This window comes from Nocardia cyriacigeorgica GUH-2, assembly GCF_000284035.1.
Taxonomy (GTDB): domain Bacteria; phylum Actinomycetota; class Actinomycetes; order Mycobacteriales; family Mycobacteriaceae; genus Nocardia; species Nocardia cyriacigeorgica_B.
On sequence record NC_016887.1, the window covers coordinates 4,632,142 to 4,646,409 of the forward strand.

The 14,268-nt window shown below is 66.7% G+C and carries 17 protein-coding genes; 10 read left to right on the forward strand and 7 right to left on the reverse strand.

Annotated elements, in window-relative coordinates; all coding sequences use genetic code 11:
- The first annotated feature begins 7 nt into the window (after positions 1-7).
- Positions 8-1,231, forward strand: coding sequence for an acyl-CoA dehydrogenase family protein (locus NOCYR_RS21025; RefSeq protein WP_014352419.1), 1,224 nt, complete (start codon positions 8-10; stop codon positions 1,229-1,231).
- Positions 1,232-1,365: 134 nt separating this feature from the next.
- Here the strand turns inward: NOCYR_RS21025 and NOCYR_RS21030 are convergent, their stop codons facing one another.
- Entirely contained in the window at positions 1,366-2,370 is a 1,005-nt protein-coding gene (locus NOCYR_RS21030) for an Rpn family recombination-promoting nuclease/putative transposase (protein WP_081505470.1), read from the reverse strand.
- Between the two features lie 341 nt (positions 2,371-2,711).
- Between NOCYR_RS21030 and NOCYR_RS21035 the strand changes: the two genes are divergently transcribed.
- Complete coding sequence (locus tag NOCYR_RS21035; protein ID WP_014352421.1) at positions 2,712-3,347, forward strand: hypothetical protein; 636 nt, start codon at positions 2,712-2,714, stop codon at positions 3,345-3,347.
- Between the two features lie 28 nt (positions 3,348-3,375).
- Here NOCYR_RS21035 and NOCYR_RS21040 read toward each other — a convergent pair whose 3' ends face one another.
- The 4 genes from NOCYR_RS21040 to NOCYR_RS21055 form a co-directional block, all read right to left on the reverse strand.
- Positions 3,376-3,933, reverse strand: a complete 558-nt coding sequence (locus NOCYR_RS21040; protein WP_081505471.1) for a hypothetical protein — start codon at positions 3,931-3,933, stop codon at positions 3,376-3,378.
- A gap of 138 nt (positions 3,934-4,071) precedes the next feature.
- Positions 4,072-4,509 (reverse strand): hypothetical protein, encoded by a 438-nt coding sequence (locus NOCYR_RS21045; RefSeq protein WP_148280706.1) that lies wholly within the window; start codon positions 4,507-4,509, stop codon positions 4,072-4,074.
- Positions 4,510-4,546: 37 nt separating this feature from the next.
- Positions 4,547-4,981 carry a MerR family transcriptional regulator gene (locus NOCYR_RS21050; protein ID WP_014352424.1) on the reverse strand — a complete coding sequence of 145 codons (435 nt, stop codon included), beginning with the start codon at positions 4,979-4,981 and terminating at the stop codon, positions 4,547-4,549.
- Between the two features lie 64 nt (positions 4,982-5,045).
- A complete protein-coding gene (locus tag NOCYR_RS21055) occupies positions 5,046-5,435 on the reverse strand; it encodes a MarR family winged helix-turn-helix transcriptional regulator (RefSeq protein WP_014352425.1) in 390 nt (129 codons plus the stop codon).
- A gap of 196 nt (positions 5,436-5,631) precedes the next feature.
- Between NOCYR_RS21055 and NOCYR_RS21060 the strand changes: the two genes are divergently transcribed.
- Together NOCYR_RS21060 and NOCYR_RS21065 are read left to right on the forward strand one after the other, a co-directional pair.
- Entirely contained in the window at positions 5,632-6,960 is a 1,329-nt protein-coding gene (locus NOCYR_RS21060; RefSeq protein WP_014352426.1) for an MFS transporter, read from the forward strand.
- Between the two features lie 270 nt (positions 6,961-7,230).
- On the forward strand, positions 7,231-8,112 hold the full coding sequence (locus NOCYR_RS21065) for an NAD(P)-dependent oxidoreductase (RefSeq protein WP_014352427.1): 882 nt from the start codon (positions 7,231-7,233) through the stop codon (positions 8,110-8,112).
- Between the two features lie 32 nt (positions 8,113-8,144).
- On the opposite strand, the gene NOCYR_RS21070 is transcribed toward NOCYR_RS21065, so the two are convergent.
- Positions 8,145-8,585 carry an Lrp/AsnC family transcriptional regulator gene (locus NOCYR_RS21070; protein ID WP_014352428.1) on the reverse strand — a complete coding sequence of 147 codons (441 nt, stop codon included), beginning with the start codon at positions 8,583-8,585 and terminating at the stop codon, positions 8,145-8,147.
- Between the two features lie 79 nt (positions 8,586-8,664).
- On the opposite strand from NOCYR_RS21070, the gene NOCYR_RS21075 reads away from it, so the two are divergent.
- The 4 genes from NOCYR_RS21075 to trxA all read left to right on the forward strand — a co-directional run bounded on the left by NOCYR_RS21075 (position 8,665) and on the right by trxA (position 10,969).
- Complete coding sequence (locus NOCYR_RS21075; RefSeq protein ID WP_048834355.1) at positions 8,665-9,408, forward strand: AzlC family ABC transporter permease; 744 nt, start codon at positions 8,665-8,667, stop codon at positions 9,406-9,408.
- Positions 9,401-9,724, forward strand: coding sequence for a branched-chain amino acid transporter permease (locus NOCYR_RS21080; protein WP_014352430.1), 324 nt, complete (start codon positions 9,401-9,403; stop codon positions 9,722-9,724). The genes NOCYR_RS21075 and NOCYR_RS21080 overlap by 8 nt, the downstream gene beginning before the upstream one ends.
- Before the next feature lie 40 nt (positions 9,725-9,764).
- Positions 9,765-10,565: a thioesterase family protein gene (locus tag NOCYR_RS21085; RefSeq protein WP_014352431.1), complete on the forward strand. Its 801-nt coding sequence runs from the start codon at positions 9,765-9,767 to the stop codon at positions 10,563-10,565.
- Positions 10,566-10,639: 74 nt separating this feature from the next.
- Positions 10,640-10,969: a thioredoxin gene (trxA, locus tag NOCYR_RS21090; RefSeq protein ID WP_014352432.1), complete on the forward strand. Its 330-nt coding sequence runs from the start codon at positions 10,640-10,642 to the stop codon at positions 10,967-10,969.
- 24 nt (positions 10,970-10,993) lie between these two features.
- Here trxA and NOCYR_RS21095 read toward each other — a convergent pair whose 3' ends face one another.
- A complete protein-coding gene (locus tag NOCYR_RS21095; RefSeq protein WP_014352433.1) occupies positions 10,994-11,332 on the reverse strand; it encodes an MmcQ/YjbR family DNA-binding protein in 339 nt (112 codons plus the stop codon).
- Positions 11,333-11,621: 289 nt separating this feature from the next.
- Here NOCYR_RS21095 and glsA point away from each other — a divergent pair, with 289 nt between their 5' ends.
- Entirely contained in the window at positions 11,622-12,632 is a 1,011-nt protein-coding gene (glsA, locus tag NOCYR_RS21100) for a glutaminase A (RefSeq protein ID WP_014352434.1), read from the forward strand.
- On the forward strand, positions 12,629-14,260 hold the full coding sequence (locus NOCYR_RS21105) for an MFS transporter (RefSeq protein ID WP_014352435.1): 1,632 nt from the start codon (positions 12,629-12,631) through the stop codon (positions 14,258-14,260). Before glsA ends, NOCYR_RS21105 begins: the two co-directional genes overlap by 4 nt.
- Positions 14,261-14,268 lie beyond the last annotated feature (8 nt).

Consider the following 14,268-nt stretch of genomic DNA (forward strand, 5'->3'; position numbering starts at 1 on the left):
TCCAACCATGATCAATCTCGAACTCCCCAAGAAGCTGCGGGCCAGCGCCAACCAGGCGCATCAGGTCGCCGCGCAGATCTTCCGGCCCATCTCGCGTAAATACGATCTCGCCGAACACGAGTACCCGGTCGAGCTCGACACCATGGCCGCCATGGTCGAGGGCCTGGCCGACTCCGGCACCCAGAAGATCGGCGGCGCCGCGGGCGGTCGCGAGGACGACAGCGACGCCCACGCCACCGAGCTGCTCGGAAACACCAACGGCGGCAATATGTCCGCGCTGCTCAACGCCCTCGAGACCTCGTGGGGCGACGTCGGCCTGATGCTGTCGATCCCGTACCAGGGCCTCGGCAACGCCGCCATCGCCGCCGTCGCCACCGACGAGCAGCTCAAGCGGTTCGGCAAGGTGTGGGCCTCGATGGCCATCACCGAGCCGTCCTTCGGTTCCGACTCCGCGGCCGTCACCACCACCGCCGTCCTCGACGGCGACGAGTGGGTCCTCAACGGCGAGAAGATCTTCGTCACTGCCGGTGAGCGCTCCACCCACATCGTGGTGTGGGCCTCGGTCGACCGCAGCCTCGGCCGCGCGGCAATCAAGTCGTTCGTCGTGCCGCGCGACGCTCCGGGCCTGTCGGTGGCGCGGCTCGAACACAAGCTCGGCATCAAGGCCTCCGACACCGCCGTGCTGCTGCTGCAGGACTGCCGCATCCCGAAGGACAACATCCTCGGCAGCCCGGAAGTCAACGTGGAGAAGGGCTTTGCCGGGGTCATGCAGACCTTCGACAACACCCGCCCCCTCGTGGCCGCCATGGCCGTCGGTGTGGCCCGCGCCGCCCTCGAAGAGCTGCGCTCGGTCCTGAAGGACGCCGGCATCGAGCCGTCCTACGACATCCCCGCCAACAACCAGCCCGCCGCGGCCGCCGAATTCCTGCGCATGGAAGCCGATTACGAATCGGCCTACCTGCTGGCCCTGCGCGCGGCCTGGATGGCCGACAACAAGAAGCCGAACTCCCTCGAGGCTTCCATGTCCAAGGCCAAGGCCGGCCGCACCGGCACCGACGTCACCCTCAAGGCCGTCGAACTCGCCGGCCCCCTCGGGTACTCGCAGCGGACCCTGCTGGAGAAGTGGGGCCGCGACTCCAAGATCCTCGACATCTTCGAGGGGACCCAGCAGATCCAGCAGCTGATCGTCGCCCGGCGGGTGCTGGGGAAGACCAGCGCTGAGCTGAAGTAAGGGTTCATAAAGGAACCGGTGCGGGTCGGGATGTCGATCTGCACCGGTTTCTTTGTGTTCGGAGGGGCGTATGCGGAACGGGTGTCGGTTTTCGGATCCAGGTCGCGCACTGCTACCGGCGCGATGCGATCCGATCAAGCGATACCCATCTCATCGAGGCTGTTCGCCGTGAGAATACGGGCGGTCCATACATGCAACTGCTCTGCACTCGCCTGCCCCACAGCTGCCGCCACCGCCACCGGAACGGGCCCGAACTTGAGCGCCAACAGCTCGATCAGTGTCTCCGCGCGGCCCTCGGCGCGGCCCTCGGCGCGGCCTTCGACTCGGCCTTCGGCGCGGCCACGTTCTTGGAGTCGCTCAGCGGTGGTCATGAAGGTCTCCTTGGCCTGGGGGCCGAGCTGGTCGATCAGGGGTGCCAGGTCGGTGTCGATGGTGTCGCCGACACCAAAAATGTACGTCAGGATCGACTGCAAGTCATCTAGGCCGCCTGGTGCGGAGATGATCCGGCGCAGGTCGCTGACCAGGGGTTGCAGGTCGATGTCGAGGTGTGGGTTGCCGGGGGCGAGTTTGAGCAGGGTGAGTACGACTCGCACGGTTGGTGTGGCGGCGCGGGCGCGGAGCTCGGTCAGGTCGACGGCGGTCAGGTCGTCGAGGAGGAAACGCAGGCGAGGCAGGTAGGGGGTGAGATCGCGCCGGGTTGCCGGGTCCAGGTCGATCAGGTCGGCGACCTCGGTGGGTGCGCGCCAGCTGTGTCCGCGGGGGCTGGCGTGCACCACCAGGGGGATCACTGCGGGCAGGCGCTTGGTCTTCGGGTACTCGTCGAGGTGGCGGTTCCAGATGGCAACGACGTAGTCCAGCATCCGCAGTGCCATGAATGGGTCGCTGCGGCTCTGATGTTCCATCAGGAGATAGATGTAGGCGTCGTGGCCGTCGAGGCCGGTGCGGAACAGCAGGTCGCTGTAGGTCGAGCGCAGTTGCTCGGAGACGAAACTGCACGGCAGCGGTTCCAGCACATCCCAATCCAGGCGCGCGGCGACATCATCGGGCAGCATCGCCTGCATCTGGCAGGCCGCGTCGGCGCGTCGGCGCATCATGTGCCGGAAGAAGGCGTCGTGTGGGTTCGACGGAGCAGTGCTCATAGACGCACGCTATCCATGCCGGTCGGCTACGCAGAAGTACTAGACCGGGCAGTCTGCATCGCGCTGCCAGGTTCATCGCAGCAACCTTCTCGCGCTGGAGAATCCGACTCGGCAAGCGAGTGATCAGTTTCTTCGCGGGGCAGAGACGGCACCGGCAGGCTTACCGTCGGGGGCAGATCGAACCGGATGTAGTGTGCGTACGCGGTGAACACAAACTGCGGTACGCAGTTCGCAGGGAGGGGCTCGATAGTGATTGCGCGCAAGCGGCGGCCGATTCTGTTGGAGCAGGTAGTGGCTGGGCGTCGGCAGCAGCAGGTTCGTGCGGTGGCGAGGCCGGTCTGATGGCCAACTATCCCGCCGAACGAGCCGAGGTCACCGTCCCCACCCAGCCGCGCTACGACCTGGAAACGGGTTTCGACATGCTGCGGATGTCGAACTCCCCGCACTGGCGGGATCTGTTCTCGCTCGAGCTCGAGCAACCGCTCCCGGATGTGTGCAGCGTGCACGGGGCGCCCGCCGTCGATCGGTGGAGCGCGGTGGTTGTGTTCCGCCGCACGGCTCGCGGCGTCGAGCAAGAAAGCCCAGGCGTCTCCCTCCGCGAATTCGCCTCGGGGCTGTTCAGATTCGGGTATCACAGCCCGCCCGTGGTGGGCGATCTCCACGGCGAATGGCCGGTCTGCCGGCGATGTGTCCGCCGCACGACCGCGCTGCGCTGGATAGCCCGAACACTGATCGCCCTCGGCCTGCCCCTGCTCCCAGCGCTCTTCATCGCCCTCCAACTCGGCACCGACCGCATCCACCCCGCATGGGTCCTGGCCTTCTTCCCCGGATGGTTCCCGGTCGGCGTCCTGATCGCCATGCTCATCTACCAAGCGGCGAAACAGTTCATCCGTTTCCGCCCGATCGACACCCCCGACTCGATCACGATCCGCGCCCACCCCACCTTCGCCGATGCGGTCGCGGCACAGCGAAGTTGATGCGCCTACACACGTTACCGATCGGCTCCTACCTCGTCTCTATGCCTAGTTCGGCCGGTTCAAGCCATGCGACATCGCCGGGCGGCAGTTCACCGCTCGTCACGCCCAGGTCAGCTCGCGCCAGCTCGTAGAACTGGTTTCGCCGCCGCCCGGCCTCCTCGTACAGATCGGTGTAGGCGACCTGATCGACCGCGTGCCCGCGAGCGATATGGCTGAGCCGCCAGACCGCCTCGGTCCAACGGCGGGCAGCGGCCACAGCGCCGGGCGAGCCGAGTAACAGGACCTGCTCCCATTTGATGGCCTTCTCCGCGTCGGCCTCGGCCAGTGCAGCGATACCTTCTTCGAGATCGATGGGCTGGGTAGCCGTGCGGTATCCGCGTGCGGCAGCGAGACGGTGGCACAGCGTCGCGTACTTCTTCAGGGCGTTCGCATACTCGAAGTACGCCGTCAGCCGTTTGTCGTCCCATCGGGTGTCGAGCGTCCGACGCCACTTCGCACGTTCGGTCAGCACCGTCGCGGAGAATGTCGCCGCGGCGCCCACAACGACGCCAAGCAGAGTCAGTAACTGCTGTGTGATTGCCCCCATACAACCGAATTCTCCTATGCGCCATCGGCAGGCGCGCCGGAAACGGGAGATCGGCTTCGGAGGTGGGTCGACGCCAGGGAGGAGCCGGCCGAGCCGCAGCGCAGGCGAGGCGGTTGATCTCCGCGAGCGGCACGGCATTCATTTCGCGGCGGTCGGGTCCGTGCCGAGGTCGATGATTTCGGGTGTGTCCCAGCACAGGACGTTGACGCACTGGTCGTCTACGAGGAAGAACTCGCGGATCCCGTCTTCGTGTGCACGCCAGAATGTTGGGCGACGTCGCTCTAAGTCCAGCCAGCCGCCGCTGACGACCTCCCACAGCCAGCCGTGGGGTTCGCTGTAGGTGTTCCAGTACTCGGTGATGTCCATTTCGTCCATCACCCGAAATCCCACGGGCTGACGGAAGACGACGTGGGCGTAGGAGAAGCCGGTACCTTGGATGGCGATGGTGAGGTCGCCGTCGAATCGCAGGTCGCGCACCACTTTCCGGGAGTATCTGGCGGAGTCGGCCACCAGTCGACAGTCCGGGGCGTACGCGGCTCGCAGGTCTGAACTTTCGTTGCCGGGCTCGTGAGTCATCGTTGAATCATGCTGCGTGCCACGCAGAGCCCCACTACTACCCAAGATCACGCATCCGCACGCCCCGGTTCACCCCCATCCCCGGCGCGCTGAACTCGCACACCGGCGAGGGCACCGACTCACCGGGATCCGGCTCATCCAACCGCGCGAGAATCCAATTCCGCACGCCCTGCAACTGTCCGATCAACTCATCGACTTCGGCCAGTTTCCGGCGATACACCTCCGCCGAGGCCGGGCACGAATCCCCGGATGGGTTACCCGCTTGCAGGCATTCCACGAACGGGCGGATCTCCTCGAGCTCGAAACCGCATTCCTGCAAGGTGCGGATCTGGCGCACTACGCGGTAATCGTTCTCGCTGTACACGCGATACCCGCTGGCGTCGCGGCCGACGCGTAACAACCCACGTGATTCGTAGTACCGCAACGCGCGCGTGGTGGTCGCCGCGCGTTCGGCCAGTTCTCCGATCCGCATCCCGGTCCTTTCCGATCCGTACCGGTGACAACCGACGGCGGACGGAAGTTCATCCTGTGCGGGGTCAGGTGAGGTGTTTGCGCAGGACTTCCTGGTGAGTCGGGCGGGCGGCCTCGAGCCGTTCGCGACCGGCGGTGGTGAGCCGGAGGAAGTTGGCGCGGCGGTCGAAGTCGCAGGCGGCGCGTTCGACGAGTCCGGCCTTTTCCAGCCTGGTCACCGTGCGCGAGAGCGCGCTCTGGCTCAGGTACATCTCGGTCTCGATGTCTTTCATCTTGACCTTCTCCGCCTGCGCTTCGCCGCAGCGTCCGCCGAGGACCTGGAGCAGCTCGAACTCGCTGAGGCCGAGCTGGTGCTGTGCCTGTAGCGCGCTCTCCAGCTCACAGGACGTGCCGTGGTAGAGGCGGAGCGTTTCGGACCACTTCGCGCAGACATCTTTGTCGGTGTCGTGGTACATGTCCCGAGGTTAGCATGTCAAGGCATTTTATGCACGTGCATTACATGTGTTGACATTCAATGCATGTGCATTTAAGTTACCTTCCGTGACCACGACAACGGCACCCCAGAACCTCACTGCTCCTACGATTTCCGAACCAACCGCGAGTGGTTGGGGGCCCAAGCTGTGGGCCATCCTGTTCGTCGCCGGTCTGGCGATGTTCCTCGACGCGCTCGACGTCTCCATGGTCGGCGTCGCGCTCCCCTCGATCGGCGAAGACCTGGGCCTGGACACCTCGGCGTTGCAGTGGATCGTCAACGGCTACATCCTCGGCTACGGCGGACTGCTGCTGCTGGGCGGACGAGCCGCCGACCTGCTCGGCCGCAGACAGGTCTTCCTGACGGCCCTGGTGGTCTTCGGAATCGCCTCGTTGATCGGCGGCCTCGTCGATGACGGCGCGTTGCTGATCGCCACCCGGATCATCAAGGGCGTCGCTGCCGCCTTCACCGCGCCGGCCGCGCTGTCCATCATCACGACCACGTTCAAGGAAGGCCCGGACCGCAACCGGGCGCTGTCGATCTTCACCATTTTCGGCGCCACCGGCTACGCCTCCGGCCTGATCGTGTCCGGCCTGCTCACCGGCATCGACTGGCGGCTGACCTTCTACATGCCGGTCGTGGTCGTCGCGATCGTGACCGTCACCGCCTACTTCGTGATCCCGCGCAACGTGGAAAAGGAAGAGGGCCGCATCGATTTCACCGGCGCCGTGCTGCTGACCGGCGGCATGCTCGCGGCGGTCTACACGATCGTCACCGCTCCGGAGACCGGCTTCACCCCCACCGTCATCGCGACGACCATCCTCGCCGTCGGCCTGCTGTCCACGTTCTTCGTGGTGGAGAACCGGGTGAGCCATCCGCTGGTGCGGCTGAGCATCTTCAAGGTGAAGTCGATCGTGCGGGCGAACCTGGCCGCGCTGGCCATCTTCGGCTCCTACCTGAGCTTCCAGACGATCGTGTCGCTGTACCTGCAGAACACGCTGGAATGGGAGCCGTTGCAGATGGCGCTGGCGATGGCGCCGACCGGCATCATCGTCGCGATTCTGTCGCCGATCGCTGGCACCTTCATCGACCGCTTCGGCACCACCCCGATGATCCTGGCCGCCCTCACTTCGTTCGTCGCCGGCTACGTGTGGTTCCTGACCCGCGGCGGCAGCGCCGACCCGAACTACGCCGTGGACTACCTGCCCGCGTTCCTGCTGCTCGGCCTGGGCTTCGCCCTCGGCTTCTCCGCGGTGATGGTGCAGGCCACCGAGGGCATCGCCGACCATGAGCAGGGTCTGGCCTCCGGTCTGGTGCAGACCTCGTTCCAGATCGGCGGCGCGGTGGTGCTCGCCATCGCTACCGGCCTGATCAGCCACGCCACCGCCGACGGCATCGCGGGCTACCGGCCCGGGCTGTACCTGGTGACCGCGGTCGCGGTGGTCGGCCTGATCGCCTCCGCCTCGGCCGTGCTGGCCCGCAAGCAGGCGGTCGCCGAACTCGCGTAAGCGGATTCGAACAACCGAATACCAGTGGGGTCGCCGGATCGGCGGCCCCACTGTCGTACGTACCACCGGACATCACCCGCTCCGCGTGCACGGCTGCGCGACGTGACCATTCCCATATCGGATCCGGTGCGAGCACCAGGACCTCACGGGTTACCTCGGCGTAAGCAACTCCACCGAAAAGTACGTACTTGCCGGGTTGTTCAGTCGATTCGAGACTCAGAGAGCGCCTACGAGGTCCCAGACCCCACCGCCGAATGATCCGAGATCGCCATGACCGAACCCACGCCCGTCACCGTCCTCGGGCTGGGCTCGATGGGCAGCGCACTCGCGCGAGCTCTGCTCGCGGCAGGGCATCCCACCACGGTCTGGAACCGAAGCCCGCAGCGCGCGGCAGCTCTGGTGGCATCCGGCGCGCTTGCCCGGCTGCGGATCGCGTGCGCGGTAGCCGACAATCGCGTGATCGTCTCATGCTTGAGCACCTTCGCGGTCACCCGCGAGGCCCTCGCCGAGGCCGACCTGCGTGACCGTGACCTGATCACCCTCAACAGCGGAAGCCCCGCCGAGGCGCGAGAATTCGCACAGTGGGCGACCGACCGCGGGGCGAGATACCTCGGCGGTGCGATCAAGAACGTCCCGTCCGCGGTGGGTGATCCAGGCACGCTGCTGTATTTCGGTGGCGACCGGGCCGTCTTCGACGAGTATGCCGAGCTCTTGCGCGTGTTCGGCGGTGAGATCGAATACCTCGGCGCGGACCCGGATCTCGCCGCCCTCTACGAGGCAGCGGTGGGTGCGACCCTGCTGCCCGCCCTGCTCGGATTCCTCGAGGGCGCGGCGGTGCTGGCCGCGCGCGGCCGCGATGCGCGGACGATGGTCGGCTACTCCGTGAAGTGGTTGCAGATGATCGAGTCGATTCTGCCGGTGATCGCCGAGGAGATCGATGAGCGCGATTACACCCGGCTCGGTTCCTCGATCGAGTTGTTCCAGCACGCGATCGATCAGGATGTGCAGCTCGGGGCGGAATCCGGGGTCGATCTGTCCTGGCACGCGCCGATGCACGAGTTGGTGCGGCGGGCGGTCGCCGATGGCAGGGGCGAGCAGAGCATTACCGCGCTCGTCGAACTGCTGGCGCGGCCGGCCGAACCGAAGCCCTAGACCCGTCGTGTTGAATCACGCTCGGGGCACTGTCATCCGAGCTGTTTGAGGTTCTTCATCGTGAACCGGGAATTGACGCGCCCGATCTTCGGGATCGTCATCACCTGGGTGCGCAGGAACACCTCGTAGGCGTCGAGATCCGCGACGGCCACCCGCGCGAAATAGTCCGGGGTACCGAACAGCCGGCGCAATTCCCGGACCTCGTCGAGCCCGGTCATCGTCTCCTCGAATCGGGTGACCGTCTTCGCGTCCTGCCCTTCGAGAGTGAGATCGAGCAGCACTTCGAAGGACCGCCCGACCGAACCCGGATCGATGACGGCCCGATAGCCGCGGATGACGCCGTCGGCCTCGAGCCGCTGAACGCGCCGCAGGCAGGGCCCGGGCGTGAGACCGACGCGGCCGGCGAGCTCGACGTTGGTCAGCCGCCCATCGGCCTCCAACTCCGCGATGATTGCTCGATCCAGCGAGTCCATGCATTTATATTGCTCGCAATGGTGCAGTCGGCGCAATTTCTGCAACCAAAGATCAGGCCGATTGCGGGACCATGAATGGGTGCAGCAACTCGATCCCGCGCCCGCTTTGGCGGTGCCGTCCAAGTCCAGGCAGGAGCAGGTCGCCGCGGGTATCGGCGACTCGGCGTCGGCCGGGCTGGGCATTTTCCCGCTGGGGATCGCGCTCGGCCTGCTGGTCGTCCAGGCCGGGCTGCCCTGGTGGTTGACGCCGGCCTTGTCGCTGGCGGCGTTCGCCGGTTCGCTGGAACTGCTGCTGGTCGGAATGATCGCCGCGACCGCACCGCTCGTCGCGGTGGCGATCACCGTGTTCGTGGTGAACTTCCGGCACGTGTTCTACGCGTTCTCGTTCCCACTCCACTTGGTGCGCAACCGATTCGCGCGGGTGTACAGCGTCTACGCGATGATCGACGAGGCCTACGCCGTCTCGGCCGCGCTGGCCCCGGCCGAGCGTTCGGGCCCGCGTCTGCTGACGATGCAGATCGCCTCGCAGGTCTACTGGGTCGGCGGTGGACTGGTCGGCGTCGCGATCGGCTCCCTGATTCCCGGGCCGATCACAGGCCTGGAGTTCGCCTTGGTCGCGTTGTTCACCGTGCTCGCGCTCGATGCCTGCCGCACTCGTCGCGAACTTCCGTCGGTGCTGCTCGCTGCGGGCGCGGTCGCCGGTGCGTTGCTGTTCGTTCCGGACATCGCCCTGTTCGGTGCGCTGCTGGCGTTCGTGGTGCTGCTGCTGGCGCGGTACCGGCTGGCTCGCCGTCACACCCCGCAGGAGTTCGCCCATGCCTGACACCGGCTACCTGCTCGCCGTCCTGGCGATGGTCTTCTCGATCACCTTCGCGCTGCGCGCGGTCCCGTTCGCGGTGCTGAAACCGCTGCGGCGTTCGCATCTGGTGCGCACGCTCGCGGTGTGGATGCCCGGTGGCATTCTCGCGATCCTGGCCGCCACCTCCCTGCACACCAGCATCGCCGACGACGGCGCGGCACTGTATGCGCTGCTCGCGGTGGCGGTGACCGTCGCGGTCCATCTGGGCTTCGGGCGCCGCACCCTGCTCAGCGTCGGTATCGGTACCGGCGTGTATGTCGTTCTGCTCAATCTGCTCTGATCACTCGAGAACAACCGCCACCACTGAGGAGCGTGCCCGCATGACCGATTCGGACGATCATCGCAGCTACTTCCGCCGCATCGGTCCGCAGCGATTCGCGCCGACCGTGCACACCGGCGGCGCGTGGCGAGCCGACGAACAGCATTTCAGCCCGCTCGGCGGCCTGATCGTCCACGCCATCGAAACCGCCCGGGCCCGCGACAACCGGCCGGGCCTGGCGATGAGCCGGATCACCTTCGAGATCCTCGGACAGATCGGTCGCGACGAGTTCGACATCGAGGTCCGCACCACCCGGCCGGGCCGCACCATCGAACTCACCGAGGCCACCGTCGTCATCGCGGGACGTCCCGTGGTCAGTGCCCGGGCCTGGCTGCTCGCCGAGCAGGACACCAGCGCCGTCACCGGCGGCGAGCCCGACCGGCTGCCCGCGCCCGAATCGCTCGAGCCCTGGCCCTTCGGCGAGCTGTGGACCGGCGGCTACATCGCCTCCATCGACGTCCGCACGACCGCGCCGCCCCAGCCCGGCCGCACGACCGCCTGGATCTCCACCCCGATCGCACTGGTGGAAGGAGAAACCAGCAGCGCGCTGGCCGACTTCGTCGCGCTCGTCGACACCGCCAACGGCATCGCGGTCCGTCAAGACCCCACCAAATGGATGTTCCCGAACGTCGACCTCTCGATCCACTTCTACCGTCAACCAGAGGGTTCGTGGACGGGACTCGACACGACGGTCGTCTTCGGCGAGCGCGGGCAAGGTCTGACCACGACCGTGCTCCACGACGTTCACGGCCCGGTCGGCCAGGCGCAGCAGATTCTCACGGTGCGTCCGTTGGAGGGATAGCGCCGGCGCTTGCCTTGACCTCGACGTCAATGTCTAGCGTCGCCGGTGATCGGCTACGACCACAGGAGATGACGATGACACACGGCAATGCGGTGACCACGGTGACGGATGCGACGTTCGCGAACGAGGTTCTGCGGTCCGAACTTCCGGTGCTGGTCGACTTCACCTCCGACCACTGCGGCCCCTGCCGGATGATCACCCCGGTGCTCGCGGAGGTGGCCGCGCAGAACCCGCAGCTGAAGGTCGTGACGCTCGACGTGGACGCCAACCCGCAGGTCAGCGCGGCCTACGGGGTGCTGGCGATGCCGACCCTGATGGTGTTCCGCGATGGTGAACAGGCGAAGCGGCTGGTCGGCGCGCGGTCCAAGCGCAGGCTGCTGGACGAGCTCGCCGACGTCATCTGAGCTCGCGCCCGGCGCCGCTGCCCGTCACTCCGCGTCCCCCAGCAGCTCGCGCGGCGCGGCCTGACGCCAGGAGTCGGTGACGATGGCCTCCATTTCCTCGCGATCGTCGAGGGCGGCCAATCGCACACGCACCCAGGGGTTCCCGGCCTCATGCGCGGCGATCCAGAACTTGGCGGGCTCGGCGACGACGAGTTCGTCGCGTTCGATGACGGGACAGCGGACCGCCATGGAAGTTTCCGCCTCCGGCAGCGTGAGAAACAGCTTGCCCGCAACCCGGAATGTCGGCATACCCCAGGTGAACTGCTCCGCGGTCTCCGGTAAGGACAAAGCGAAGGCGCGGACATCGTCGCCGGTGGCACTCATGTGCCGAATTCTTCCAAACCCCACCGACACTGCCCGATGACGCCGCAACCGGCCCAGCCGATAACAGTGTCGCCTCGTTTTCGTGTCGCTTCGGACAACGACCACCCGCGCGCGACATACTTCCCAGGTTCGACCTGATCGTGGGGCCAGATCCAACTCTTCGGCATTCCCGCCCGGCACCACCGGACACGGAACGCCGAACCGGTGTACTGCGGCGCCTCTCGGGCACCGATCCGTGCGCCGCACCGGTGTGGTGCGGTGCGGTCCCGGCGCCGAGAAGGAGACCCGGATGGACCTGGACGTCGAGGGAATCGAGCAAGCCGTATCGACCGGCGCGCTGCCGGGCTGGGACCGGGTGGAAAAGCTGGTCGGGGCGGCCTACGAACGCTACCTGCCGTTGCGGGCCGGAGCCGTCGCCGACTACATCCCGGTCCTCGCCGAAGCCGACCCCGAGCTGTTCGGCATCGCGGTCGCGGAGGTCAACGGCGATCTGCACACCGCGGGCGCGGCTGACGCCCAGTTCAGCATCCAATCGATCGCCAAGGCGTTCGTCTACGCGCTGGTCTGCGACGCGCTCGGACACGAAGCGGTGCTCGACCGGGTCGGGGTGAACAACACCGGCCTGGCATTCAATTCGGTGATCGCCATCGAACTCAACGACGGCCACCCGATGAACCCGATGGTCAACGCCGGTGCGCTGGCGACGACAGCGATGGTGCCCGGCGCCACCCCCGCCGAGCAGTGGGAACGCATCCGCTCGGGGCTGTCCCGATTCGCTGGACGCCCGCTCGATCTGGACGGCGCGGTCTACCACTCGGAGATGCTGACCAATCAGCGCAACAAGGCCATCGCCCGGCTGCTGGAAAGCTACGGCCGCATCGAGATCGACCCGCTCGAGGTGGTCGACGTCTACACCCGGCAGTGCTCACTCCGGGTCGACGCCCGCGATCTGGCGATCATGGGTGCGACCCTGGCCGACGGCGGGGTGAACCCGGTGACCCACGAACGCGTCGTCTCCGCGCAGGTCTGCCGGGACACACTGGCGGTACTGGCGGCCACGGGCATGTACGAGCGGTCCGGCGAGTGGTTGTTCGAGATCGGTCTGCCGGCCAAATCCGGGGTCGCGGGCGGCATCGTCGCCATCGCGCCGGGTAAGGGCGCCATCGGCACCTATTCGCCGCGCCTGGATTCGGCGGGCAACAGCGAACGAGGCATCCGCGCGACCGCCTATCTGTCGCGCACGCTCGGCCTGAACATCTTCGCGTCCGACGTCCACGATCAGAGGGGTGCTACCGCATGACCACCGAATCGGCCGATACCGCAACCACACCCGAGCGCGCGTCCTGGCTGCCCATGGTCGGACTGTTCTTCGCGCAGATCCTGATGTCGTTCAACGTTGCCGCGCTGCCCATTTCGCTGGGCGGCATGGTCGACGACTTCGACGTCGCACCGACGGTGGTGAGTTCGACCATCGTGGTCTACGGCCTGGCAGTGGCCGCCCTGGTCATGGTCGGCGGCAAGCTCGGCCAGCGGATCGGCTGGGTGATGATCTTCCGAGTGGTCGTGGCGACCTTCGGCGTCTCGGCGATCATGATGATCATATCGCCGTCGGTCGGCTGGGCGATCGCCGCCCAAGGTGTGGCCGGAGCCTCGGCGGCGATCATCGTGCCCGCGCTGGTGGCCTTGATCGCGGAGAACTACCACGGTGATCAGCAGGCCACGGCCATCGGTTCGCTCGGCTCCGCCCGCGCCATCTCCGGGGTGAGCGCGTTCCTCATCGGTGGCGCGCTCGGCAGCCTCGTCGGCTGGCGCCCGGTATTCGGCATCGTGCTGGTACTGGCGGTGGTGGTGTTCGCGTTCAGCTTCACCCTGCGTTCCGACGACGGCGATGCGAGTATCGAGATCGATCTGGTCGCGGCCGCGCTCATCGGCGCCGGAATCGTGCTGCTCACCATCGGTTTCAACAACCTGAACGCTTGGGGTGTGTTCTTCGCCGACCCGAAGGCGCCGTTCGACCTGCTCGGCGTCTCACCCGCACCGGTGCTGATCGTGCTCGGCATCATGCTCGGGCAGGCGTTCCTCGTCTGGACGCGCCGGCGGATGCGCGACGGTAAGGCGCCGCTGATCGACCTGTCGGTGCTGGGCAGCTCCCGCGAGCGCGCCGCGGTCTACGCGATGTTCATCGTGGTGGCGCTGGAAGCGGCGTTGATCTTCACCGTCCCGCTCTACATCCAGATCGTGCAGGGGCGCTCCCCGTTCGACACGTCGCTGGCGATGATGCCGTTCAACCTCACGGTGTTCATCACCGCGATGCTGGTGGTGCGGTTCTACAAGCGGTTCACCCCGCGCGTGATCGGGATGTTCTCGTTCACCCTCACCACGGCCGCGCTGATCTGGCTGGCCTACGTGGTCACCAACAACTGGGAAACCGTGCCGACGATTTTCGGGCTCATCGTGTTCGGCATCGGACAGGGCGCGCTGGTGACGCTGGTGTTCAACGTGCTGGTCACCGCCGCGCCGAAGAAGCTGGCAGGCGACGTCGGCTCGCTGCGCGGGACCACCCAGAACCTGGCCTCGGCAGTCGGCACCGCGGTCGTCGGCGCCATGCTGGTGACCATCCTGAGCTTCGTGGTCGGCCGCGAACTCATCGATAACGTCGAACTACCGGATTCGCTGATCGCGCAGATCGACCTGGACAACGTCAATTTCGTCAGCAACGACCGGCTGCGCGAGGTGCTCGAACGCACCGACGCCACACCGGAACAGGTCGACGCCGCCGTCGCGGTGAACGAGGACGTGCGGCTGCGCACCCTCAAATTCGGGCTGCTGATCCTCGCCGGCATCAGCGCGACGGCGATCGTGCCGGCGAGCCGGCTGCCCGACTACCGCCCGGGCGAAATCCCGGACCCGTCACCGGAGAAGGAGTGAACAATCCG